Here is a 25,990-nt window from a genome sequence, read left to right on the forward strand (position 1 = left end):
CGATTAACGTCCCAGTGCGCCATGCAAGCGTTGACGCCAGGCGCTGTCGCTCATGTTTGAGGCGTTGTCCCAGAAACCGGTAGCTTGCGGGCCATAGGAGTAGCTGGGTTCAAACATCTGCCAGACCAGCACTTGAGGCGGGTTTTTCTTGAAGTCGGCAGATTCCAGATACTCCAGCAACATGATCCACGGGCCCACGTTGCCCGGTTTCCAGTTCACTGACACAGGCCGGTCAAGGCTATTGGACAGCTTTTGCGGAAAGCCAAAGTAAGGTTGGACCATGCTATGACCGGTCACGTGAACCGGTGCCGGTGTTGAGTCAAGAAGGCCCGCAGCGGCTTCCTGGCGACGGACCACAAAGGTGTCGCGACCCGTTTGCTTTTGCTGATCAGGTGTCAAAAAGCGTTCGGCGAGGTCGCCAAAGCGACGTTCCTTCAGCTCTTTGCCCAACACCATACCGGTGCCCGGGCTGCCTGCGAGGTTAGGCACTTCACGTTTGATCAATTCGGCACTGGCCACGGCGGTGGCATCTGCCGCAGGCTGGGTCCAGTGCTGATCGGTACGGTAAAACACGTCTGTGCCCGAGTTTCTCAATTGATTGAGCAGTGCGAAGTCATCAAACGTTGAGATGCCTGCGCCTTTGAGTTTGCTCATGATCAATTGGTAACGCTGTTTGACGTCTGCGCTGAGTTTTTTATCGGCCGGCAGCTTGTCCTGATAGAACAAGGTCTTGTCAGGCAGCACGATCACTTGCAGCTTGATATTTTTTGCGTTCAACGCGTCACGGGCTTCTTTGATCAACGCTGTTGAGTTGTCGATACCTTTGGCATCCACCTCCGTCAGACTGCCCCAGCCGGGGAATAGCCAGCCATCGCTGCCGCGAATGACCAATGTTGAATCATCAGCCTGAGCGGCGCTCATTGACAGCACCAGAGTGGCGCCCAGCAGCGGTGTGCCCAAGCGCTTGAATGTATGGGTTAGCCGAGATGAGAGTGACATGGGTTAGCATCCTTTGCTGGCTGGGTTAATAAGAAAAAGTGAGGTTCATGAATAGACCTTTGGCCCGTTCGGTTGCGCCGCCGCCAATGGGGTAGCGGTACTGCATCGACCAGTTCAAGGACGAGCGCGGAGCGTTGTAATGGTCTTCGCGGAACCAATAGCGCACGGCAATACCGGGGCCGACGCCCATTGACCACGAGGTTGAGTCGTTGGTCAGGTTCCAGTTGCTGCTGACGTTGCTCAAATTGATTAATGGGTTATTGCCAAAGTCCAGGCCAGTCGCCTGATCTTTCTGCCAGATCCAGTCAACGGCGCCGACTAAATGCGGAAAGACCACCACATTGGGGCCTAACGCATCGAAGATATAACTGCGGCCGACACGCACTTCGGAGCTGGCGAACAGCTGCTTACGCTTGAGTTGCCCATCAGTCTTGGCCAGTTCCCGTGACCGGTTGCCAGCCGCATCCGTGTCATATGCGGTAAAAGTGGCGTCGTTGTCTTCCCAGGCGTAACCCAACTGGGCATAGCCATCCATGGTGAACCAGCTGTTTTCGTTTCGGCGCAGCTCGGTGCCTTTGTAAAAACCGTACGTGATGTAGGACAGCCAGCCCCCCGCATCGCTGTCTAGTTGATAGCGGGTCATCATGCCTCTGACGCCTTGGCGGCTGGCGTAAGGGTCGCTTACGGCATTTTGTATGGCGCACTGGTCATTACTGTCTGCCGGGTAGGCGTTGCCTTGACGGGTCGCCGAGCCCAGGAAGAACCTGCGCTCCAGACCAAAGGTCAGCCCGGTGTTGGCCAACATGTAGCGAACACCTAAGGATCCAATGGTGCTTGGGAAACCGGTGACCGAACTTGAGCTGTTGGTATCGTTACCATTGACGGGGTTGCTGGCACCGCTGCACGGATCGATAAAACCATCGGAGCGGAACTTGCTGCCTTCGTCATACAAGGTGTTGGTCAGGCGGCCGTAGACTTCAAGCATGCCGTTCTGATCATTGAATTGCGTCGGCCGCCAGTACAGTTCATTAGTGCTGAACACCGAGTCGCCCGCGGTGCTCAACCCCGCGCCGGTAGTGTTGGTAGTCGGTTGCGCGCCGCGAAAGCCCAGCGAGGATGTTGCGCCCCACTCACGGTCGAGCCCGGCAATTGCACCGCGGGTGTTGTAGCGTTGTTCATCATCCATTTCGAGCTGGTGGGCATCCGCCATGTCGATAGCTTTTTTGAGCTGCTTGACCGCCCCCGGACTGTCACCGAGCGCCGCTTGAGCGTAGGCCTGATTGAGGATGACCGTGGGCGGGGCATTGCCAGTGGCTTGCGCTGCACGAAAGTCTTGCAGGGCGAGGGCGGGCTGACGGCTCATTTGGCGCACATAACCGCGCTGGATCAACAGGTCAGCATCGTTTGGCGTCACCGCCAGCTGACGCGACAGTCGCTGTTCAGCCTCGGCAGTCTGCGCCGCATTGCCCGAGGCCAGCGAGGTGGTCAGCAAGCGCTGGTAATCGGCATTGTTGGGGTCTTGCTCGATGGCCAGTCGCGATTGCTTGATCGCTTCCTGGTAATCCTGGCGACCATACGCCGCGTAGGCTTCAGTGGCAGGGCCTTGCGGGCCGGTCACTGAGTCAGACGGCAGGAGTTCGCACTGGGTGCCATAGGGGGTGTCGGTGCAGGACTGCGCGGGTGCCGGGTACAGCGCGGTGGTCAATCGAGCAGGCGGCTTTTTGCCTTCCTCAAGCTGGTTGCGGCGCTTGATGGTCGCTTCATCAGTGGCATCCAGCGCCGCCAGCAGTTGTTCGGCACGGGCGGTGTCGCCCGCTGCCAGCGCGCCATCAATCGCGATCAGGCGCACGTTGCGGCGTTGATCATCGTCGAGCCAGTCCTGAGCGATGGCGGTGTCAAAGTCACCACGGGCGGCATCGGTTTTACCTTGAAGTTGCCGGACGTAGGCGCGCATCACCAGCATCACGGTGTTTTCGTCGTTCAGTTGCAGGCCCTCGTCAGCCGCCTGCTCTGCTTCGGCGTACTGATTGCTTTGCAGCAGGGCGGTTACCAGCAACAGACGCTGGCTGGTGACGTCCGGAGCCAGATCCACGGCTTCACGAGCCAATTTGGCCGCTTCGGCGGGTTTATTGGTAATCAGGGCTTGATAGGCCTGCTGAGTCGGCCGTACCGCCAAGCTGCGCTTGAGCGTGGCGCGACGCGCTTCAACATCGGACTTGTTCGGTGGGTTCAAGGCAATGATCTGGTCGGCCGCCTGAACGGCTTCGGGCCATTTTTCCTGAGCCTGGAGCGCATCAAGCCAGAGCAACGCCCAAGGCCCTTGGCTGGTGTCGGCCCGGAAGGCTTGCTCACCGTATTGTTCGGCGGCAGGCATGTCCCCGGCGTTGTAGGCGGTATAGCCTTTGGTGGCCAACGGGAAACCTTTGTTGTAGGCCGCTGAAGTCCCTTTGCCCGCGCCGCCTGCATTGGCCGGTTGTTGCAAGTTCTTCACGGTGTTGCGCAACGCCGGGTCATTAACTCCGCGTTTGATGGCCGCTTCTCCGAATTGGCGCGCCTCGCCAAGACGCCCCAACTTTTGCAGGGTATAGATTTTCAGCAAGTTAAGACGCACCACATCAGGCCGTAGTTGCAAGGCGACGTTGACCTGCTTTAGCGCATCACGGTAGCGACCTGACTGATAGCTCTTGTAGGCCATGTCCGCCTGCTGCCAGGCGGCGCCTTCGAGCGGCGCTTCATTAGCCGCCGCCATTACTGTCGGTGCCAGTAGGCCAGTGCCACAGAACAAAGCTGCGGTGAGTAATAGCAAACGGGAATGAGGGATCATGTCAGCTCAACTTTTTGCGCAGTGGGGCCCGAGGCCTGGGAGTCGTCATTGTTAGTGTTCTGGAACGAGATCGCTTCATCCAGGGTGTCCTGATCGAGATAGCCAAGCTCCAGCAGGATTTCACCCAAGGGGCGATGTTCTTTCTCTTGCAGCGTCAGCGCATGCTCCAGTTTGGTGGAGTCGATAGCACGCCATGACACCAACAGATCACCCAGGCGCTGACGTTGCTGGATGAGCTGATCGCCAGACGGGAAGTCATGCATGGTCTTATCCCACACCAGACGCTTGCCGGTGATCAGGTAGCCCAGATACTGGCGCCAGGCCCGTGCGGCGGCCATGGCATTGATGAGATTGCCGATGATCATTCGGGGAACTGACAGCACAGCGTGTTCCCAGCCATAGAGGTTGCCGACGAAGTACACTCGTTGCACAACCCGCAAGCCCAGAAGGATGCTGTTGATCCACATTAGTTGAAGCAGTCCGCTGCTGGGGCTCAGTGCCGACGGGAAGTAGGTGGTCCACCAACCCATCGAGGTGATCAGGATGATCAGTAAAAACTGAGCCAGCAGCACATAAGCAATGATGGCGATAAACGACGTCACCAGTCCTTTACGGTCTCGATAGAGCAAGTATTTGTCGATCAGCGAACCGGCCCAGCCCACCTGGCTCCAGCCTTGCAAGCCGATGCCCAGCGTCCACCGGGCTTTCTGACGGTAGGCGGTGCGAAACGTGTCAGGGAAATACTCGCGTATGCCCAACGGCATGCGCACCGGCACCATTTTCACCGGGCCTAACCCGAACCAGGAATTGCGTTTAGCGATGTAGTCGACTGGGAAGGTGCCGAAAATCTGCTTCATGCCCCGTCGGGCCAACCGCGCACCGATGTCGTAGTCTTCGGTCAGGGTGTCGGTGTTGAACGGTTGGTTATTGGTTTCTGCTGACAGCTCCAGCAAGGAGCGACGGGAGAAACAGGTACCTACCCCCGCGGACGGCACTTGGCTGGACAAGCTTTCGCGCACGACCAGATCCTTGGTATGCCATTCGGCAAACTCATCCATGTAGGTCCCGGCGACCAGCTCATACCACTCGCGCTCAAGGGAGGAGACCGGCAGCTGAATAAAGTCGATGCGCGGCAGCAGGTAGTTGAAGTAGTGCAGTTCCAGTTGATGGAGCACATCTTCACTGTCGTGCAGGATGACACCGGCATAGGGAACAGGCTGGTGTTCATCGTGTTTGAAAATGGCTTGGATAATCCAGTTCAGGCAGTCTGCCTTGCAGGTGGGGCCATCGTGGGGCACTTCAACGCGAATCAGTTGTTTATAGCGCCGACGCATACGCTCCACTTCATCAATGGTTCGTGCGTCGTTGCAGTAAGTGCCGACGAAGATGGAGTAATTTTGGTACTCCAGTGTGCCGACCATGTTTTCGAGCATGGGGGCAATCACGTCATATTCCAGCCACGCCGGAATCATGATCGCCAGGGGTTGCTCAGGTTTGGCCCGCAGTTGCTCTGCCGTGAGTTTTTTGCCTTTGAAGCGCTTATTGATCGTAAGCGCACGGTAGACACGTCGTACCCAATACCAGGCATCGATGAACAGGTCATCAATGCTGGACAGCATGATCAGGATGCCGACCACCACTGTCGCAATCTCTAGGTAGTGATAGTAGTCAGCCAACAGATAGGGCCAGTAGAGCGACGACATGGACTGCTCCCGCTTTTATAAGGTAATGGATTTAGTTCTTTTTGTGACGACGTGCCAGCATTGCCAGGACGACCATCAAGACCAGAAACCCACCCAGGAGCGGCAGCCCCCATGACAGATATTTACGCCACTGGTGCATCGGCGACTCATTGAGGCGCAGAGCCTGGCTCAACTCAGGATCGGAAGTGTCAACCCAGGTGAGCGGACCTTCTTTGCCCAGCACCACAGCGTTGCCACGATTGAGCACAAACGGGCCGGGTGTGGTCAATGCAGCGTCGCCCAGCGGGTACCAGATCACACCTTGCTGATTGTTGGATTGCGCCACCGAAGCTGCGCTCAGAGGTTGCGGGCCTGTCAGATCGAGCGTAGTCGTGTCGCCATTGGTGGCTTGCAGGCTTTTGCCGTCTTTGACTTCGATCAGCGGTTTGGCGCCGTCTAAAGGAACACCCACGGACAGGAACGGTTTGGTGGGTTTGAACGACTGGCCGCTGTCGGCCAATACCAGCTCGGCGTTCAGGGGCGAAATCGAGGCAGCGCTGGACAAACGAATGATCTGGCGCAAAGACTCGGCAGGGTGATCCAGCGCGTCTTTAGGTGCGATGACCTGAGCCGGACCGGCCAGCAGCGGCAACAGCCCTACGAAAGTGCCATCAGGCTCGGCATTGGAGGTGCGTAAAAAGCTCGTCGGCAGCACGTTGACCGGGTAACCCTGAGGGATTTCGAAGCAGTTCGGTGATACCGGCTGACGCTGGAAGCGAACTTTCAGGACGTTTGTGACACCCAGGGCATAGCCAGGTACACGTGCGACTATTTGTTCAGGCTCACCATCGGCGTTCAATTGCTTGGCGCCCAACAGCGTATCGTTCCACAGTACGGTGGCGACAGGGCGAGTGCTTGAGGCACCCGGAGCCGCCGACACGTCAATGACCACTTCGCCAGGCATCCGGCCATCAACGGCGACGGCACTCAGCGGGAACACGGCTGTCCAGTCGCCACGACTGACCACATCAAACGCGCTGGTCGAGCCACCCAGTCTGGCGATACGTACGGTTTGATTAGGCCCCATGCTGTGGTCGGACAGTTGAGTGATGGTGGCTTGAGGGGAGACCAGCACTTCACGCCATTGCGACTCGAACAGACCGCCCGCCTTGGCACCGGCATCCGGTGCCACGCTGATGACATTCTTGTAGCCCAGATTGGCGAGCTGGATTTGCTGGCTGCCCGGCACTTTCTGGCTGAGCGTGGCGTGGCTGGCGCGCCATTGCTGCAGCTCTTTAGCGGCATCGCTGTCGGTTTGCAGTTGTGCTTGCAGTGCATCCAGTGCGGCATTTATTTGTCCGACCAACGCCGTGTCAGCGATTGCCAGATCAGCTTGGGTTGCCGGCGCACCGAGCACCAGCAATGCGCCTATTTCAGCGGCATTGCCCAGGGTATGTTGACCTTTGCCCGTGAGGGCTGAGAACGGTGCCACATTGGCCAGTGCGCCAGGCACGTTCACGGCGTCCAGTGAAACCACATCACCCACGGCCGGAAAGGTGTGAATCTGCGCACGTTTAGCTGCACGCTCAAGGTTGACGCCCAAGCGCCACGCACTGTCGAAGCTCTGCTGATCGAGCTTGCCCGATGCAATCATGATCACCGGTTTTGCCGGCAGGGTGCGCCAGGCATCAGCCAGAGAGGTCAGCGATTTGAGTGAATAGCGATACGTCAGAGCGGTTTCGGGCAACACCGTAAGAATGTTTGCGCTCTGTTGAGTCGGATCGCAGATTTTCTGGCCGGTAGGTGAACTCCAGTTAAGGGTGAAATCGACCCAACCCTCGTCTCGACGGCGCGCCTCAACGGGCAGCACCTCATTGAGTGTCCCTTCGTGCTCAGTCTTTTTCTGGGCATACACCGGGCGGCTATCCACCGATATAGTCAGGGCCGCAGGCGGCTCTTCACCCTTGATAAAGTCGCCCTGTATGTTGATCGATGCTTTGTCCAGCATCACACCCTTGGGCACAGGCAAATAGAAAGACTGCACGTTATCGGCATTTTGCAGCACGACCGGGTTGGTGATGCCGACATCCGCCAGAGAAATGCTTCGCTCGACCCAATCATTTTGTGTCAGGGCATGCAGGGCTTCGCTGCCAGGCGAGGCCATGGCGTAAAGAGGAATGGCCAAAGGTGTGACAAGCACAACCTGGGTGATTACAGTCAAGTATTGCCGGGATTTCTTGAAATTATTCATGCGTATTTTTCGGCCACATCTAAAAGTTAGAAGTTACAACTGCGCCGAGAAGTCCTGACTAAAGAGTGCCAGGGCAATAACAGAGCACAGTCGCCATACAAGAACTCATTGACGGTACCCAGTTTCAGGTAAAGGCTGACCGAAAAGTCATTGACTTGACCCGACATGAGTTCAAACAAAAAAGGACGTTACTGTCTGTCTGGTAATCACCTAGTGAGTCTCCTTGTTTACGCTTTGGATCCATCCTGTAAAGGTGTTATGAGAGTGTGGTGTCTCAATCTTAGCTGTCAATATTCTGAATAGAATTTATATTTATGTATCAGGCATGAGCCGTTAGCCTTTTTTTTGACGCTAAAATTCCGAGTCAATGGCTGACTAAGTTTTTTAGCTCCAGCAGACACTGTTCAATGCGTCTGACTACGCTACCGCGCAAATATTCATACGTATTTAAGGTGCAGGAGTGGCATTTAGCAGGGCGGGTTGAATGCGTGGAATTCACGCCCGGTCAGCGCGGCAATGATTCGTTCGCTGGCATGCCCGTCGCCATACGGGTTAACACTGCGTGCCACCCGTTGATAATGATCGGGATCATCCAGAAAAGCCTTCACGGCGCTGACGATGCGCAATGGTTGTGTGCCCACCAATGTGACCGTGCCAGCCATCAATGCTTCCGGCCGTTCAGTGGTTTCGCGCATCACCAGCACAGGTTTACCCAAGTGCGGGGCTTCTTCCTGAACACCGCCCGAGTCGGTGAGAATCAGGTAACTGCTGCGCATGAGCCACACAAAGTCCAGATAATCCACGGGTTCAATGAGGTGGATATTGGCCATATCCGAGAGGCGGGGTAATACCACGTCGCGCACCTGAGGATTCAAGTGCACGGGGTAGACGATCTGTACATCTTCACGCCGGCCGATCATGGCCAGCGCTTCGCAAATTTGCAAAAAGCCGTCGCCAAAATTCTCGCGGCGATGGCCTGTGACCAAAATCAGGCGACGCGTCGGGTCTATCCATGAATAACGAGCGGCAAGTGTGGCTTTGAGTTCGGGCGTGTGATCGATTTTGCTCAAGGTCATTTCAAGCGAGTCGATGACGGTGTTACCGGTGACGTAGATTTGCCCGTGAAGATTCTCTTGCAGCAAATTTGCTCGAGAAGTGAGCGTTGGGGCGAAGAGCCATTTACCCATGACATCGACGACGCGTCGGTTCATTTCTTCGGGAAACGGCTGAGTCAGGTCACCGGTACGCAAGCCCGCTTCTACGTGGCCGATTGCGATACGGCGATGGAATGCAGCCAGGCTGCAGGCGGTGGCTGTCGAGGTGTCACCGTGAACCAGTACGCAGTCTGGTTTTACCTCTTCGAGCAAAGCATCGACGCGGGTCATAAGCCGTGCAAACAAGCCATTCAATGTTTGCCCCGGCAGCATCACGTCTAGGTCGTGATCAGCATTGATATCAAAGAGTTGTAACACTTGGTCGAGCATGTGCCGATGTTGGCCGGTCGTGCAGACAATGCTTTCAATACCCTCGACCCGCGCAAGTGCATGCACGAGGGGAGCCATTTTAATGCCTTCAGGGCGAGTACCAAACAACGACAAAACTCTCATATCTCAGTATTCCTGACTGATTCATGGCTTTTACACACATTATGATACGTTCCTGATGAGGCGCTAGCCCTTTGACTGAATATGAATCTTGGTAAAACCATTCAGTTGAGTTAATTGATTGAGCGATCAAAGTTAATTTTTATAGTGTGCAAAGAGTGTTCCTGTCTCTTGTGACTTAACTGCATTCTATTCAGACTAGTGCGTAGGCATAAGATTCATAAGGGTTTTTACGGATGTTGTCGCGGGAGTGAGTTTTTTTTCGCCACGCATTACCCCCGTGGCCGGACTCGGCGGCTACGGTTTTTAAGGTTTCGACACCATTCAATACGATGGAAATTGTTATAAAAGGTCAGGAAAGTTTTGATAAACGGTGCTGTATTAAACGCCCGATCATTCACGGCAAGCCTGCCACACAGGCGCAGTCCCGCAGGGCAAAGCGGGCATGCAGCGTCTGCAGGGTCGACTTAGAACGTTTGTCCCAACGAAAACTGGAACACTTGGGTTTCAGCATCCTCTGGTTTTTTCACCGGCAGCGCCAGGTTCACGCTCAGTGGTCCCATCGGGCTGTACCAGGTCACGCCGACACCCACCGAACTGGCCATCTGGCTGAGGTCAATGCCATCACATCCGGTCGTGGTACTCAGGTAGCACTTGCTCGAATACACACTGCCCACGTCCCAGAACAGCGAGGTACGCAGGGCTTTGTTGTCCTTGATAAAGGGCATCGGAAACAGGTATTCCACGCCGCCGGTAATCATGATGTTACCGCCCAGCGCTTCTGTGTCGCGGTCGGAGTAGTATTCCTGACCCGCGCTTGAGTAAGTGCCGGTGGCCGGCGTATTGCGTGGGCCAAGGGTGCCGCTTTCAAAGCCGCGCACAGAGCCTTCACCGCCGGCCGTGTAGTTTTCATAAAAAGGCAAACCGTCCGTCGAACCGTAGCTGTTGCCGTACCCCAGCTTGGTGTGCAGGCGCAGCGAGGTCGAGGCACTGACCGGCAAAAAGGTCTGTGCGCTGTAGTCGATCTTGTAAAAACTCAGATCGCTGCCCGGCAGTGTCACCATCAGATTGAGGTTTTGTGAGTGCCCGCGAGTCGCCAAAATGCCTTTGTTCAGGGTCGACTCAGACCAGCCGAGGTTGGCTTTGAAGTTGGTGAATTGCTCACCCTGACGTTCGATAAAGTCATAGATCTCATCGGCGCTGTAAGTGCCGGGTTCGATCGTATCGTGCTGCACAGTCAGGCCGAAACTCAGCCGTGAAGTTTCATTGATCGGGTAACCCACTGTGGCACCGGCGCCATAGCTGTTGATCGAGTAGTACGACACGCCATCATCGTAATAGTCGTTGTAATCAGTTTTGTTATAGAACGCGTTGTACCCCAGGCTCACGCCATCTTTGGTGAAGTAGGGGTCGGTAAAACCGATGTTGTATTTGCTTTGATATTCCGAGCGCGTCAGGCCAAGGCTGGCGGTGTCGCCCGTCCCCAGAAAGTTGTTCTGGGTAATAGAGCCGCCGAGTATCAAACCGGCGCTTTGGGCAAAACCGACACTGGCGGTGATCGATCCTGAGGCCTGTTCTTCGACGCTGTAGTTCACATCCACCTGGTCGTCCACACCGGCTACGGCCGGCGTTTCAACATTGACCTCTTTGAAGTAGCCCAGGCGTTCGAGACGTGTCTTGGATTGGTCGATTAAATACGTCGACGCCCAGCCGCCTTCCATTTGACGCATCTCACGGCGCAGCACCTGGTCTTCGGTCTTGGTGTTGCCGCGAAAGTTGATGCGGTTGGTATAGGCCCGTTTGGCCGGGTCGACGACAAACACCATATCGACGGTATGATCCTTGTCATTGGCGGTCGGCACCGCGTTGACGTTGGCAAAGGTATAGCCCTCGTTACCCAGCCGACGGGTGATCAATTCGGACGTAGTGGTCATCAACTTGCGCGAAAACACCTGGCCTTCTTTCACCAGCAACAAAGCGTTGATCTGTTCTTCCGGTACTTTCAGATCGCCACGCAGTGACACCTTACCCACCGTGTATTTATCGCCTTCATTAATATTGACGGTGATATACACCTGTTTCTTGTCCGGCGTGATCGAGACCTGCGTCGAGACGATTTCCATATTGATATAGCCACGATCCAGGTAGTAGGAGCGCAGCCGTTCCAGATCACCGGAGAGTTTTTCACGGGCGTACTTGTCGTCGTTTTTGAAGAAAGACAGCCAGTTAGTGGTTTTAAGGGTGAATTGATCATCCAGTTCGGACTGATCAAAGACCGTATTGCCAACCACGTTGATGTGCTTGATGGCCGCCACTTCTCCTTCGTCGATCTTTATCTTCAGCCCGACACGGTTACGCGGCTGAGCCACCACTTGCGTGTCCACCGAAGCGCTGTAACGCCCCTGAGCCACATATTGGCGCAGCAGTTCATTGCGTACACCTTCGAGCGTGGCCTGCTGGAACACTTCGCCTTCGGCCAGGCCCGACTGCTTGAGGCCCTTCATCAAGTCTTCGGTGGATATGGCCTTGTTGCCCTCAATGTCGATACTGGCCACAGAGGGGCGTTCGACCACCGTAATCACCAGTACGTCGCCGTCGCGCCCCAATTGAATGTCCTGAAAGAAGCCCGTCTTGAACAAGGCACGCGTGGACTCCACCAGACGCTGATCATCGGCTTGTTCACCAACGTTCAGCGGCAAGGCACCGAACACACTGCCCGCAGACACCCGCTGCAGGCCGTTGATGCGAATATCGGCAATCTTGAAGACTTGAGCGTGGGCAAGGGTGGCATTGAGCAACAGTGCAACCGAGCAGAGCAGGCGCGGAAAATTCATTTAGATCGTTTATCCAGGACACATCGACAAGCAGCGCAAGCGGGCGTCGGCAGCCCTTAAAAGGCGGCAGGCGGCCATGCAAGCAGGCTGGTGAAGGTCAAGCATAAAAGTTCGGGGCGTATGGTGCGGTTAACCCTGTGTCAAGTTAAGTAAAGGTTGCTGCGGGCCGATGACGCTGGGCGACGCAAGGCCGATAATGCCTCACCCACCCCTTCAAGAGTTCGCCATGATTCGTGTATTGCTCGTCGACGATGACCAGGAATTGACTGGATTGCTCAGTGAATACCTGGTGCGTGAAGGTTTTGAAGCGACAGCGGTTCACACCGGAGAAGAAGGAGAGGTGCAGGCACTTTCCGGACGCTTCAGCATTGTCGTGCTGGACGTTATGTTGCCCCGCCTGTCAGGCATTGAAGTGCTCAGGCGCATTCGCGCACGCAGCCAGGTGCCGGTGGTACTGCTGACGGCCCGAGGCGATAACATCGACCGCATCACCGGGCTGGAACTGGGCGCTGATGACTATGTGCCCAAACCCAGCTCACCGGGCGAGTTGGTGGCGCGCTTGCGGGCCATCATGCGCCGGGTACAACCGGCCACGCAGCCGATCACTGAGGTCATCCGCACGGGCGCTCTGGTGTTATGGCCGGGCAAGCGTGAAGCCACGTGGCAAGGCAACGAGCTGGGTGTGACCAGCACTGAATTCAGCCTGCTCGAAGAGCTGGCCCGCAGCGCCGGGCAAGTGGTCAGCAAACAGGACTTGTCGCTTAATGCCCTGGGCTGCCCACTGACACGCTACGACCGGCGCATTGATGTGCATATCAGCAGCATTCGGCAAAAACTCGGCCCACGCCCTGATGCCAAAGCCTGGATTCAGAGCGTTCGCGGGCTCGGTTATTTGTTGATCGCAGAATGATGAAACCCAGTCGGTTGTTCTGGAAGCTGTTCCTGGCTTTTTGGCTGGCCACCAGCCTGACGTTTTTTGTCGGTATAGGCGTTATGACATTGAGTCGATTGGGGCCTGGCAACCCTCATCTGGACACCATTCTGGAAAGCGAAGCCCAGCTGTTGCGCCACTACGGTGTCGAGGCGGGCAAACAACTGCTGGACGTGTGGCATCACCCTGACGACGAAGCCATTGCCGTGTACGACAGCAGCGGCCAGTTGCTGGCCGGATTGCCCATTGAGCACCCGGCTTATGAGCAAATAGTCATCAGCAACGAGGGCTTGAGCCTGTCTCTGAGGTCAACCCGTGCGCCCGGTAACGGCGGGGGTGGAGAGGGCGGGCCCGGCTTGATGCCGCTGCTGATCGGCACGGTGATGAGTGCCTTGTTCAGCGGCTATATGGCGTTTTATCTGGCCTGGCCATTGGCTTACCTGCGCCGGGCGATGAGCGATGTGGCACAGGGGCGTTTCGAAACCCGGGTCAAGCCGATCATGGGGCGACGGCGCGATGAAATTGTTGACCTGGCCGAAGACTGCGACCGCATGGCCAATCAATTGAGATTGCTGGTAGAAGCTCAGCAGCATCTGTTGCACGACATTTCCCACGAACTGCGCTCACCGTTGACGCGCATGCAGGCCGCCATCGGCTTGTTGCATCAGGACTCGTCACGGGCAGACATGGTCGGGCGCATCGAGCGTGAATCGGTGCGCATGGACACCCTGATTGAAGCGCTGCTGACGTTGGCCCGCGTTCAGGGACGGCCTGAAAGCATTGAGCGTGAAGCGGTGGATATAACCGAGTTGCTGGCGCATATCGTCGAAGACGCGCAGTTTGAAGCGGGGATCAAAAACTGCAGGGTCAGTTTGCAAGCGGGTGCGCCCTTTGTCTGCCGGGTCAGCGGTGAGTTGCTGTATCGCTGCTTCGAGAACGTCATTCGCAATGCCCTGCGCTATACCGGGACGGACACCGATGTGCGGGTGGTGGCTCAGATCAGTCTGGATGACCGCAACCTGCGGGTGCGCATTACTGATCAGGGGCCAGGGGTTGAGGCGGAGCGTTTGTTGAGCATTTTTGAGCCGTTTGAGCGTGGGGTAAACGAGCCCGGCAATGGTTTTGGCCTGGGTTTGGCCATTGCCTCCAGGGCGGTAGCCCTGCATGGAGGCAGCATCAGTGCGAGTAATCAGCCTTGCGGCGGTCTGACCGTAGAAATCAACCTTCCGCGGCACACCGTGTAGATACCGTCTTGATACTCATGACACAACCGTCTGCACATGCGGGGGCGGCCGCATCAAGCGACTACAGGTGGTGAACTTTACACAAAATTACACGGCCTTGACGGCCCTGTACGCCACGCCCCCGTAGACTTTGCGCTCATCTTTAAGTGGAAGTGGGCATGTTTCTGGTTCATAAAAAAGGCTTTGTGGCCGGCAAGAAAATGGTCGATGGACTGGTGCCTTACGACTTTTTTTGTGAAGACAACCCCGCCATCAATCTGTTTGTTTTTACCGGCGCAGGGGCCGCGGGCAAACACGTTGAAGAGCAGACTTTGTGGGGCTTCACCCGCCTTGAGCGCTTTGAGGCACTGAGCCACACGCTGGTCGCCAACCGGAAGAATGACGGTTGGTTTCAGAGCGTGAGTGTGATGACCGGGCCTGCGCACAATGGCACCCGGTCGGTGAAGTTTCAGCGCGTCTTGAAAATCATCAAGCACGTCAGCCCTCCAAACAAGGCCGCGTACGAGATTCTGACCGATGAGGGTGACACTTACTTCACCCTCAAGCCTGCGGCAGATCTGAGTGCCCAGACCGTGATTTACGCGGCTGATCAGTAACGATGGATGCCATTGACCAAGCGCTGAATGCCCAGCGGGTTGGCGTCTTTCAAGGCATCCGGCAGCAGGCTGTCGGGGTAGTTCTGGAAGCACACCGGGCGCAGGAAACGGTCGATGGCCAGCGTGCCCACCGACGTTCCACGGGCATCGGAGGTCGCCGGATATGGCCCGCCATGCACCATCGCGTCACACACTTCAACGCCGGTCGGGTAACCGTTGAGCAGCAGGCGCCCGGCCTTGTGTTCCAGCACGGGTACCACCTCGGCAAAGGTGTGCAAGTCACCCGGCTCGGCAATCAAGGTCGCGGTCAGTTGGCCCTGCAGACTGTGCAGCGCACGTAGCAATTGCGCTTTGTCGGCCACTTCAATCACCAGCGTGGTGGGCCCGAATACTTCTTCCTGCACCACCTCGGCCCCATTGATCAACAGCTCGACATCGGCTCCAAACAACTGTGGGTACGCCTGATTGCCCTGCTGCGGGGCACCGGCGAGGTGTTCAATGCCTTCTATATCGGCCAGTCGCTGTAGGCCTTGGCAGTAATTGACCAAACCGGCGGCATTGAGCAGCGTTTGTGCAGGTTGCGCGTTGAAAAACTCGCCAAGGCTTTTCACAAACCCACTGAACTCGGGTGAGCGTATCCCCAGTACCAGCCCCGGACTGGTACAAAACTGGCCCGCACCCTGCATCACCGAGCCGCCCAACTCTTGAGCGATTAGGTCACCGCGCAGGCCCAGCGCCTGAGGCAAGACGAGCACCGGATTGATGCTCGACATCTCGGCAAACACCGGGATGGGTTGCGGCCTTGCGGCGGCCATATCGCACAACGCACGGCCACCCCTTAGCGAACCTGTGAAGCCTACCGCCTGAATGGCGGGGTGCTTGACCAGTGCGGCGCCGACACTGGCGCCATGGATCATATTGAACACCCCGGCTGGCATTTCGGTGCGCTCAGCCGCTCGCACAATGGCCTGAGCGACCCATTCGGCAGTTGCCATATGCCCGCCATGTGCCTTGAACACCACCGGGCAGCCTGCCGCGAGGGCAGAGGCGGTGTCGCCCCCGGCGGTGGAGAAGGCCAGGGGGAAGTTGCTGGCGCCAAACACGGCCACCGGGCCTACACCGATGCGGTACTGGCGCAGGTCCGCACGGGGCATGGGGGTGCGATCAGGTAATGCATGATCGATGCGTGCGCCGTAAAAATCACCGCGGCGCAGTACTTCGGCGAACAGGCGCATTTGCCCGCTGGTGCGAGCTCGCTCACCTTGAATGCGGGCGGCAGCCAAGGCGGTCTCGCGGCTGACCGTAGCGATGAAGTCGTCACCCAAGGCGTCAATTTCTTCGGCAATGGCGTCGAGAAACGCGGCTCTGCGTGTGGCGGGCATGCTGCGATAGGCCACGAAGGCGGTGCTGGCCGCCAGAGCGGCGGCGTCGACTTCAGCATCAGTGGCCTGGAAAAACCCATAAGGCAAGGTTTCGCCGGTACTGGCATCCACGCTGTGCAGAACAACGGTGCCGCTGGCGCTGCGTTGACCGCCGATAAAGTTGTGGCCGGTGATGTGTATCATTGCTGTCTCCTTGAAGAAGGTTGCTGGTGTACAAACCAGCATTCAGGTGATGGCGCCAATCTGCCACGGCACAAATTCGTTCTGGCCATATCCGTGCTGTTCACTCTTGCTTCGTTCTCCGGAGGCAATGCGCAGGATCATCCGGTAGATGTGCTCGCCGCGTTCCTCAATGGTCATGCTGCCATCGGCAATGCCGCCGCAGTTCACATCCATGTCTTCTTCCTGGGTTTCCCACAAGCGGGTATTGGTTGCCAGCTTGATCGAAGGCGAGGGCGCACAGCCATACGCTGAGCCACGGCCAGTGGTAAAGGCAATCAGGTTGGCACCTCCGGCAACCTGGCCTGTGGCAGAAATCGGGTCATAGCCCGGTGTGTCCATGAACACCAAACCGTGGGCGCGTACTGTTTCGGCGTATTCATACACATCGACCAGGTCGCTTGAGCCGGCTTTGGCCACCGCGCCCAGGGACTTTTCAAGAATGGTGGTCAAGCCGCCGGCCTTGTTACCGGCTGAGGGGTTGTTGTTCAGTTCAGCGTTCATGCGTTTGCAATAGTCCTCCCACCAGTGGATACGCTTGATCAGTTTCTCGCCCACTTCACGACTGACGGCGCGCCGCGTCAACAAATGCTCGGCGCCATAGACTTCAGGGGTCTCCGACAAAATGGCGGTACCGCCGGCGGCGACCAGCCGGTCAACCGCGTTGCCCAGCGCAGGGTTGGCGGTGATCCCTGAATAGCCATCCGAACCACCGCACTGCAGGCCAATAATCAAGTGTTTGGCGTTGACGGGCTGGCGCTCCACACGGTTGGCTTCGGCCAGCAGTGAGTTGACCTGAGCGATGCCGCTGGCGATGGATTTAGAGGTGCCACCCGTGCCCTGAATGGTGAACGCGCGTAGAAACTCGCCTTTTTCCAGGCCTTGAGCCGCCAGCAAGTCAGCAATCTGATTGGTTTCGCAACCCAGGCCGATCATCAGCACAGCTGCAAAGTTGGGGTGCACGGCATAACCACCCAACGTGCGGCGCAGCATGGCCAGCGCCTCGCCACCGGGGTCAACCGCACAGCCAAAGCTGTGGGTCAGGGCGACAACACCGTCAACGTTGGGATAATCCATCAGGGCTTGCGGGTTAATGTCTCGACGAAAATGATCAGCAATGGCCTTGGCCACCGTCGCGGAACAGTTCACCGAGGTCAGGATGCCAATGTAATTGCGCGTGGCCACCCGGCCATCGGCGCGCACGATGCCCATAAACGTGTCACGGGTCTGAGTGCCGCTACCGCGTGCGTCGACGCCAAAGGCGTAGTCGCGAGAGAAGTCGCCCATCGCCAGATTGTGCACATGCACATGCTCGCCTGCCTTGATCGGTTGGCTGGCGAAACCAATGATCTGGCCGTAGCGCCTCAGCGGCTGACCGGTCTCAATGGCGCGGGTGGCAATCTTGTGGCCCGATGGAATTGGATCAAGGGCTATCAGCCCTTCGGCCTCCAGCACCAGCCCCTGGGGAATGGGCTGGCGTGCGATCAGCACATCGTCCAGCGCGTTGAGTCGGATCACGGCGTTGGCAGCATTCTCACTGCCTGTTTTAGTTATAAGTTGCATCACAGTTACCTCAAGGGAGCGCCAAGGCTCAGGCCAGGCCACGTTCGCGGTAGTCGATAAGTGAAGAAAACAGCATCAGACCGAATGCCATGACCACAAAAAAGATCAGCGCCAGAAAGTACGAGCCGGTGAACTGAACGATCAGGCCAATCAGGATCGGCACGATGACGCCGACCATATTGCCGCAGAAGTTCATGCTGCCGCCCAGCACCCCGGCTTTGGATTTACCGCCCAGAATGGCCGGCAAGCACCAGTACATACCGCACCAACGGATAAAAAACAGGGCGACGCAGAGCAGCGAAATAACGGTGACAGCGTCCTTGCTGTACGCCACCAGCAGGATGCACAGCGCTGCAATCGCCGCAGAGCCACCGAACATGGTGCGCATCACCTTGTTCGGCGCGCCGCCGGCGTCCTTCCATTTATCGGCCAGCCAGCCGCCGAAAATTTCACCGATAAAGCCGCACATAAAGATCAGAAACGTGGCCCCGCCCATCGCCTTGATATCAAGGTTGTGAGCCTTGTGCAGGTAGCTCGGCATCCACGTGAGCAACCCGTAGAACACGCTGTTGTAGCAGGCGTACCCGGCGAACATGGCCAGAACCGAGCGGCTTTTGAGCAAATCCTTGAGTATTGCCTTGCGTTCGCCGTGGGTCTTGGCGGCCTCGGCGTTGGCGTCCGTGATGTAGGCCAGTTCCGCGGCATTGACCTTGGGGTGTTCGGCCGGGTTATTGCGGATATACCACCAGGCCCAGACGCCGACGATCATGGTGCCGACGCCGGCAATCACAAAGGCAATACGCCAGGAATCAAACCACGTGATCAAACCGGCAATGATGATGGCACCGAATGCGGTCCCCAGCGGCGCGCCGCCATCCACCAGTGTGGCGCCACGCCCGCGCTCGTTGGGGGTTAGCCAGGCGCCGTTGAGTTTGGCGCCTGCGGGCATGATCGGCGACTCCGCCACACCCAGACCAATACGCGTGGCCAACAGCATCATCCAGGTTTGAGCGCCACCTGCAATGGCTTGAAAAAAGCCCCAGCCCACCGTGGCCACGCCGACAATATTGCGCACTTGAAAGCGATCCAGCAGCATCCCGCCGGGAATCTGCATCAGTGCGTATGACCAGAAAAATGCGCTGAGCATCAAGCCTTCCAGCGCCGGGGTCATTTCAAACTCGGTAGAAATCAACGGCAGGGCCACCGACAACGACGCACGATCGATGTAGTTGATGGCCGACAACAGTAGCAAAATCAGGAAAATGCGCCAGCGCACGGTGGTGGGGCGTTCGGCGCCCGCGGCATCAATCACCTGAGCAGGCACGACCGCAGCAGTTTTAGTGTTCATGGGGGTTCTCGCTTTTTTATGATTTTTATCAAGCGGTGCGAGCCTTTTGACAGGCCCGCCAAAGGGTTTACAAGGTAGCGACCTGCCCGGCGGGAAGTTCAGCTGCCCCGGCCTTGATGCCATTGATCAGCGGCTCGCCAAACGCTTCCATGCTGATTTCGAAGCGGTCGCCTTCGCGGGTTTGAATGTTGTCTGCCACGGACAGGGTGGCAGTGCCGAAAAAGTGCACATGCACATCGCCGGGACGCAAGAACTGAGCGTACTTGAAGTGATGGTATTCAAGGTTTTCCAGGCTGTGGCACATGTTGTCCTCACCGCTGAGAAACTCTTTTTCCCAGACCACTTCATCGCCGCGCAGGATGCGGCTCATGCCGCTCAGATTGCGCGGTAACTCACCCACCCGCAATTCAGGGCCATAACTGCAATTGCGCAGTTTGGAATGGGCCAGATAAAGATAGTTGCGGCGCTCCATCACATGGTCGGAAAACTCGTTGCCCAAAGCAAAACCCACTCGGTAGGGTTTGCTGTCGTCACCCACCACATACAGCCCGGTCAATTCAGGTTCTTCACCGGCATCTTCGGCAAAGGCCGGTTTCTCAAAGGCAGCGCCGGGACGCACGACAATTGATCCGTCGCCCTTATAGAACCATTCTGGTTGCACACCGGCGGTGCCAGCCGGTGGTCGGCCGCCTTCGATGCCCCATTGGAAGATGCGCGCGGTGTCGGTGAGGGCGGCCTGATCGCCGATGTTTTGCTGATGCATTTTATCGCGGGTCGAGGCGCTACCCAGGTGGGTCAGGCCCGTACCGCTGATCAGGCAGTGGGCCGGATCTTCATGGTCAAGAGGCGCCAGCACGCGTCCGTCCTGCAAGGTCTGGCGGTAGCTCGAAGGGCTGGGCTGAGTCCCTCTGGCGCATACTTCTTCAGCCAGGCCATGCCCCTTGCGAATGGCGTCCAGAGCGAGCTCGCGGGTGCTTGCAGCGCCATTGACGACGAGCAGCGTATCGCCTTCAACGACCGCAACATGACGTTGACCTTGAACCGTTTGAAATTGAATCAGACGCATGGAGTGAGGCCTTTGCAGATTATTGTTCTGGCGGGCCTTTGAGGCCCTTCTGTGGCTCACTTTAATTTTTGTCGGGGATGCTGCCTAATGACGACTGCTGATTGAGCGATAACTAATGGTCATCCCCATGCTGCCATCCTTGACCACGATCATTTCCCGCTTGCGCCTCAAGCAACTGCGCTTGTTGATTGCGCTGGACGAATTCGGCTCCTTGCACAAGGCGGCGGACTCCGTCGCCATTACCCAGCCGGGGGCCACCAAGGCACTGCACGAAATCGAATCGACCCTGGGCTCGACCCTGTTCGAGCGTACACCCAAAGGCCTGGTCCCCAATGACCTGGGACGTTGCGTGATCCGCTATGCGCGGTTGATCCATACCGACGTCGCGCACCTGCGCGAAGAAATGCTCGGCATCATGCAAGGCCACGGTGGTCGGCTGTCGGTGGGCGTAATCATGGGAGCGGTGCCGGTTCTGGTGGAGTGCCTGGCGCGTCTACGGGCAAAACAGCCGCAACTGTCAGTCGAAATTGTCGAAGACACCAGTGCACGCTTGCTGGCCTTGCTCGACGAGGGGCGGTTGGATCTGGCGATCTGTCGCACCAGCGTCAGCAAGCATCCTGGTGCTTACGATTGCCGCCTGCGTGATCAGGAACCCCTGATTGTGGTTGCGAATACCCAACATCAATTTGCCGGCCGCGCGTCGCTGGCGCTGAGCGAACTGGCTGACGCCCCGTGGGTCGTGTTCCCGGTTAACATGCCCATGCGTTTGACTCTGGAACGTGAGTTCCGGGAGGCGGGGCTTAACTTTCCGACGTATCCGATAGAAACCTCATCGACCTTCACCACGCTGTCGTTGCTGCTGCAAGACCCGCATTTGGTGGCCGTGATGCCGGTTGATGTTGCGCAGATGGCCGTGACGCACGGCATGTTGGTGCGTTTGCCGCTGGTGCTGAAGTCGCGCAGCGAGCCTTATGAGATTGTCACCCGTCAAGGGGTTGCGTTGACTGCGCCGACGCAGTTGCTGATTGATGAGATGAGTGTGCGTGTAGTGTCTTGAGGCTCATAACAGTGCCTTCGTTCTGGCACCGGGCGAGCCTAGGCGAGCTCGGCCGTATGGTAGGGCGAAACCTTTATTCCAGTAAAAAGCATGAAATGGATATGTGCTCGAAGCTTTTAATTGGCCAGCGTGCATATCCATTTGATGTATTAAATCTTTCTACGGGTTTCGCCCTTACGGCGAGGCACTTTTGTCAAACAGCCACAAAAGTACCCAAAAAGGCCTTGCCCCTGCGTACGGCCCTCGCTTCGCTCAGGTGTCCCTCACTCCGGTCCCGCTCCGTGGGCACGCTGCGACGGGCCATCCATGGCCCGATCGCAGCTCTCCCGGCATCCATGCCGGTCGACCCACTCCGCGAAACCTCCTTTCGGCCTCCCGAAGGGGCGGCAGATCAAGATCAAAAGCCAGATCACAAGCAGATCAAATGCTCGCTTACGCTCTTGTAGCCGCTGACGAGGAACGAAGGCTGCGATCGAGCGCGTAGCGGTCGTAATGCTTTTGACTGTAGGTGTGCGCTCACTGGGATTCGGGAGGTTTCGTACAGGTTTGTCGATTGAGATGACTGGGGCGCGGGCCTATAGTCAGCGCTCGCATTAAGCGACCGGGTTTGGCGACTCGGAACATGCCAAGAATTGCTATCTCTAGCCAAGCGTGTATTTTGCATCGCGAGGCTTTATGGCAGCTGTACGTGGGAGATCTCAGGATCTGCCGGAGTTTCTTGGGTATGACCGGTTCGCCAACCCGCGTACAGCAGCCACCTGTTTTCGTTTGGCGACGAATGTGGATGGCTAAAGCCCATGCCCAAGAGTTTTAACCCATGAATCAAGATTCGTTCATTCCGTTGACCGCTATCGACTGCCTTATCCCCGCTCTGATGATCGACCGCAATGCGCCGGTCGATGTGCTTCATGCCAATGCTGCCGCCCGTGTGCGGGCAGCTACTCAATTGATGGAAACCCTGTCTAATCGTGATCTTGAATTAGCCGATACGGTTGATCTACGGCAGATAGCAACCGTGGCGATGATGTTGCTTCGTGATGGGTGTGATTTGCTGGATGTGTTGGGGTGGCGCTTACGGGTTGAATAGAGACGTTGCCGTTGCCTTTGCTGTTGCCACGCAATTTTTGGGTCGACGCGAATGCCCCTCACAGGAGGCTGAACGCAGGTGCTGTTATGGGGGTGGCGAGGCAGGACGCCGAGCCAGCCGCGATCGGGCCAAGGATGGCCCGTCGCGGCGTGCCCCCATAACAGTGCCGGAGTGAAGGCACCGGGCGAGCCTAGGCGAGCTCGGCCGTATGGTAGGGCGCAGACCTTTTGGGTATTTTTGGGATGGTCCGACACTCGGCGTTTGCCAAAAGTACCGCGCCGTAAGGGCGAAACCCGTAGAAAGTTATTACACATCCAATGGATATGTACTCAGTGCTTATGTTAAATAAACCGCGTACATATCCATTAGGTGTATCACGGCTTTCTACGGGTTCCGCCCTTACGGCGGCTCACTTTAGGCAAACAGCCCCAAAAGTAAGCAAAAGGTCCTTGCCCCCGCGTACGGCCCTCGCTTCGCTCAGGTGTCCCTCACTCCGGTCCCGCTCCGTGGGCACGCTGCGACGGGCCATCCTTGGCCCGATCGCAGCTCTCCCGGCATCCATGCCGGTCGACCCACTCCGCGAAACCTCCTTTCGGCCTCCCGAAGGGGCGGCAGATCAAGATCAAAAACCAGATCACAAGCAGATCAAAAGCCAGATCACAAGCAGATCAAAAGCTCGCTTACGCTCTTGCTCTTGTAGCCGCTGACGAGGAACGAAGGCTGCGATCGAGCGCGTAGCGGTCGTAATGCTTTTGACTGTAGGTGTGCGCTCACTGGGATTCGGGAGGTTTCGTACAGGTTTGTCGATTGAGATGGCTGGGGAGCGGGCCTATAGTCGGCGCTCGCATTAAGCGACCGGGTTTGGCGACTCGGAACTTGAACAATGGACTCGTGCAGTTGTTGTGATACGGGCATAGCGTGTATTTTGCATCGCTCTGTTTTATGACGGCTGTGCGTGGGAGATCTTCGGGTCTGCCGGTTTTCCTTGTTCTACCGGTTCGCCAACCCGCGTACAGCTGTCACCTATTTTGTTTGGCGACGAAGCAGGTGGCTCCACTTGTAACAAGGAGCTTTGTTTATGGAGCATTCGTTCATTCCTCTGACCGCTATCGACTGCCTGATCCCCGCGCTGTTGATCGACCGCAATGCGCCGGTCGATGTGCTTCATGCCAATGCTGCCGCCCGTGTGCGGGCAGCTACTCAATTGATGGAAACCCTGTCTAATCGTGATCTTGAATTAGCCGATACGGTTGATCTACGGCAGATAGCAACCGTGGCGATGATGTTGCTTCGTGATGGGTGTGATTTGCTGGATGTGTTGGGGTGGCGCTTACGGGTTGAATAGAGACGTTGCCGTTGCCTTTGCTGTTGCCACGCAATTTTTGGGTCGACGCGAATGCCCCTCACAGGAGGCTGAACGCAGGTGCTGTTATGGGGGTGGCGAGGCAGGACGCCGAGCCAGCCGCGATCGGGCCAAGGATGGCCCGTCGCGGCGTGCCCCCATAACAGTGCCGGAGTGAAGGCACCGGGCGAGCCTAGGCGAGCTCGGCCGTATGGTAGGGCGCAGACCTTTTGGGTATTTTTGGGATGGTCCGACACTCGGCGTTTGCCAAAAGTACCTCGCCGTAAGGGCGAAACCAGAATTTACACATCCTATGGATATGTACTCAGTGCTTATGTTACATAAACCGCGTACATATCCATTAGGTGTATCACGGCTTTCTACGGGTTCCGCCCTTACGGCGGCTCACTTTTGGCAAACAGCCGAGTGTCGGACAACCACAAAAATAAGCAAAAAGGCCTTGCCCCTGCGTACGACCCTCGCTTCGCTCAGGTGTCCCTCACTCCGGTCCCGCTCCGTGGGCACGCTGCGACGGGCCATCCATGGCCCGATCGCAGCTCTCCCGGCATCCATGCCGGTCGACCCACTCCGCGAAACCTCCATTCGGCCTCCCGAAGGGGCGGCAGATCAAGATCAAAAACCAGGTCACAAGCAGATCAAAAGCCAAATCAAAAGCCAAATCAAACGCTCGCTTACGCTCTTGTAGCCGCTGACGAGGAACGAAGGCTGCGATCGAGCACGCAGTGGTCGCAAATGTCTGCTCAGCAACAGTGTCGGTGCAGAGTGTGTGACCCTCAACAGCGTTGAACAGCGGAACACTCCGTGCGCTCAGTTAGCACGGGTGTATGGGCGCATGGCATGTTTGATGCTATGCACCTTCCTGACATTCATATTCAGGAAGCTTTCATGCATTACCGCCAATTGGGTAACAGCGATATCAAGGTCAGTGTATTGGGACTGGGCACCATGACCTGGGGTCATCAGAACAGCGAGCGTGACGCCCACCAACAGATTGAGCTGGCGCTGGCGCAAGGCGTCAACCTGATCGACACCGCCGAGATGTACCCCACCCCCACTCATGCCGACACCTGGCGCACCACCGAGCGCTATATCGGCAGTTGGCTGGCGGGCAGTGGTCGGCGTGCCGAGGTGGTGCTGGCCAGCAAAATTGCCGGCCCGGCCCGGGAGCCCAACGGGCAGTTGCATATCCGCGACGGCCTGACCCGACATGACCGGCGCAATATCGTCGAAGCACTGGACGGCAGCCTCAAGCGTTTGAACACCGACTATCTGGATCTGTACCAGTTGCATTGGCCAGACCGCGCCACCAACTTTTTTGGCCAGCGCGATTACCCCTATGCCGAAGACACCCACAGCATAGCCATTGAAGAAACCCTCTCGGTGCTGGCGGATCAGGTCAAGGCGGGCAAGATTCGCCATATCGGCGTGTCCAACGAAACCCCGTGGGGCGTGGCCGAGTTTCTCAAGCAAAGTGAGCGGTTGGGGCTGCCGAAAATTGCCAGTATTCAGAACCCCTATAGCCTGCTTAATCGCCTGTTCGAGGGTGGGCTGTCTGAATTCACTCACCGCGAAGGGGTCGGTCTGCTGGCCTATTCACCCTTGGCATTCGGTTCGTTGACCGGCAAGTATCTGGGTGGAGCACGCCCCGAGGGCACCCGGCTTTCGTCGGTGTACCGCACCTTCAATCGCTATGACAGCCCTTCGGCGGATGCGGCCATCAGCGGGTATGTGCAGATCGCCCGCGAACATAATTTGACCCCGGCGCAACTGGCCCTGGCGTACGTCATCAATAAGCCGTTCGTGGCCAGCGCTCTGACCGGCCAGACCAGCCTCGCGCAGTTGCGTGACAACCTCAGTGCCCTTGAGGTGACGCTTGATGCGCAGGTACTGGCGCAAATTGAAGCCATTCATCAGCGCATACCCAACCCGGCGCCCTAGGC

General features: G+C 57.3%; 16 protein-coding genes and 1 pseudogene. 7 read left to right on the forward strand and 10 right to left on the reverse strand.

The window, feature by feature from the left end:
* Positions 1-3 precede the first annotated feature (3 nt).
* From FJD38_RS19955 to bamA, 6 genes and pseudogenes are all read right to left on the reverse strand, one after another.
* A complete protein-coding gene (locus FJD38_RS19955) occupies positions 4-999 on the reverse strand; it encodes an alginate O-acetyltransferase AlgX-related protein (protein ID WP_122786119.1) in 996 nt (331 codons plus the stop codon).
* Between the two features lie 25 nt (positions 1,000-1,024).
* Entirely contained in the window at positions 1,025-3,823 is a 2,799-nt protein-coding gene (locus tag FJD38_RS19960) for an NfrA family protein (RefSeq protein ID WP_146387079.1), read from the reverse strand.
* 56 nt (positions 3,824-3,879) lie between these two features.
* Positions 3,880-5,526, reverse strand: a pseudogene (locus tag FJD38_RS19965) (glycosyl transferase family protein); the annotation flags it as partial.
* A 31-nt stretch (positions 5,527-5,557) separates the two neighbouring features.
* On the reverse strand, positions 5,558-7,756 hold the full coding sequence (locus FJD38_RS19970; protein ID WP_146387083.1) for a hypothetical protein: 2,199 nt from the start codon (positions 7,754-7,756) through the stop codon (positions 5,558-5,560).
* Positions 7,757-8,223: 467 nt separating this feature from the next.
* The gene (wecB, locus tag FJD38_RS19975; RefSeq protein WP_122786115.1) at positions 8,224-9,363 is read right to left on the reverse strand and encodes a non-hydrolyzing UDP-N-acetylglucosamine 2-epimerase; all 1,140 of its coding nucleotides are present in this window, start codon (positions 9,361-9,363) and stop codon (positions 8,224-8,226) included.
* Between the two features lie 464 nt (positions 9,364-9,827).
* The gene (gene bamA / locus FJD38_RS19980) at positions 9,828-12,194 is read right to left on the reverse strand and encodes an outer membrane protein assembly factor BamA (protein ID WP_146387085.1); all 2,367 of its coding nucleotides are present in this window, start codon (positions 12,192-12,194) and stop codon (positions 9,828-9,830) included.
* A 226-nt stretch (positions 12,195-12,420) separates the two neighbouring features.
* On the opposite strand from bamA, the gene FJD38_RS19985 reads away from it, so the two are divergent.
* The 3 genes from FJD38_RS19985 to FJD38_RS19995 all read left to right on the forward strand — a co-directional run bounded on the left by FJD38_RS19985 (position 12,421) and on the right by FJD38_RS19995 (position 14,965).
* A complete protein-coding gene (locus tag FJD38_RS19985; RefSeq protein ID WP_122786113.1) occupies positions 12,421-13,104 on the forward strand; it encodes a response regulator transcription factor in 684 nt (227 codons plus the stop codon).
* Complete coding sequence (locus FJD38_RS19990; RefSeq protein ID WP_146387087.1) at positions 13,101-14,369, forward strand: HAMP domain-containing sensor histidine kinase; 1,269 nt, start codon at positions 13,101-13,103, stop codon at positions 14,367-14,369. The genes FJD38_RS19985 and FJD38_RS19990 overlap by 4 nt, the downstream gene beginning before the upstream one ends.
* A 158-nt stretch (positions 14,370-14,527) precedes the next feature.
* Positions 14,528-14,965, forward strand: coding sequence for a hypothetical protein (locus tag FJD38_RS19995; protein WP_122786111.1), 438 nt, complete (start codon positions 14,528-14,530; stop codon positions 14,963-14,965).
* Here the strand turns inward: FJD38_RS19995 and FJD38_RS20000 are convergent.
* From FJD38_RS20000 to araD1, 4 genes are all read right to left on the reverse strand, one after another.
* Complete coding sequence (locus FJD38_RS20000; protein WP_146387089.1) at positions 14,959-16,530, reverse strand: aldehyde dehydrogenase (NADP(+)); 1,572 nt, start codon at positions 16,528-16,530, stop codon at positions 14,959-14,961. The genes FJD38_RS19995 and FJD38_RS20000 overlap by 7 nt on opposite strands.
* Before the next feature lie 42 nt (positions 16,531-16,572).
* Positions 16,573-18,129 (reverse strand): UxaA family hydrolase, encoded by a 1,557-nt coding sequence (locus tag FJD38_RS20005; protein ID WP_146387090.1) that lies wholly within the window; start codon positions 18,127-18,129, stop codon positions 16,573-16,575.
* A 28-nt stretch (positions 18,130-18,157) separates the two neighbouring features.
* Positions 18,158-19,477: an MFS transporter gene (locus tag FJD38_RS20010; RefSeq protein WP_146387092.1), complete on the reverse strand. Its 1,320-nt coding sequence runs from the start codon at positions 19,475-19,477 to the stop codon at positions 18,158-18,160.
* Positions 19,478-19,544: 67 nt separating this feature from the next.
* On the reverse strand, positions 19,545-20,543 hold the full coding sequence (gene araD1, locus FJD38_RS20015; protein ID WP_122786107.1) for an AraD1 family protein: 999 nt from the start codon (positions 20,541-20,543) through the stop codon (positions 19,545-19,547).
* Between the two features lie 127 nt (positions 20,544-20,670).
* Between araD1 and FJD38_RS20020 the strand changes: the two genes are divergently transcribed.
* The 4 genes from FJD38_RS20020 to FJD38_RS20045 all read left to right on the forward strand — a co-directional run bounded on the left by FJD38_RS20020 (position 20,671) and on the right by FJD38_RS20045 (position 25,988).
* Positions 20,671-21,600 carry a LysR family transcriptional regulator gene (locus FJD38_RS20020; protein WP_146387094.1) on the forward strand — a complete coding sequence of 310 codons (930 nt, stop codon included), beginning with the start codon at positions 20,671-20,673 and terminating at the stop codon, positions 21,598-21,600.
* An 817-nt stretch (positions 21,601-22,417) separates the two neighbouring features.
* The gene (locus tag FJD38_RS20025) at positions 22,418-22,687 is read left to right on the forward strand and encodes a short-chain dehydrogenase (protein ID WP_122784901.1); all 270 of its coding nucleotides are present in this window, start codon (positions 22,418-22,420) and stop codon (positions 22,685-22,687) included.
* Between the two features lie 1,078 nt (positions 22,688-23,765).
* Positions 23,766-24,032, forward strand: a complete 267-nt coding sequence (locus FJD38_RS20035) for a short-chain dehydrogenase (protein WP_146387096.1) — start codon at positions 23,766-23,768, stop codon at positions 24,030-24,032.
* A 903-nt stretch (positions 24,033-24,935) separates the two neighbouring features.
* Complete coding sequence (locus FJD38_RS20045) at positions 24,936-25,988, forward strand: NADP(H)-dependent aldo-keto reductase (protein WP_146387097.1); 1,053 nt, start codon at positions 24,936-24,938, stop codon at positions 25,986-25,988.
* The last annotated feature ends 2 nt before the right edge of the window (positions 25,989-25,990 follow it).

It is taken from the genome of Pseudomonas saxonica (assembly GCF_007858365.1).
Taxonomy (GTDB): domain Bacteria; phylum Pseudomonadota; class Gammaproteobacteria; order Pseudomonadales; family Pseudomonadaceae; genus Aquipseudomonas; species Aquipseudomonas saxonica.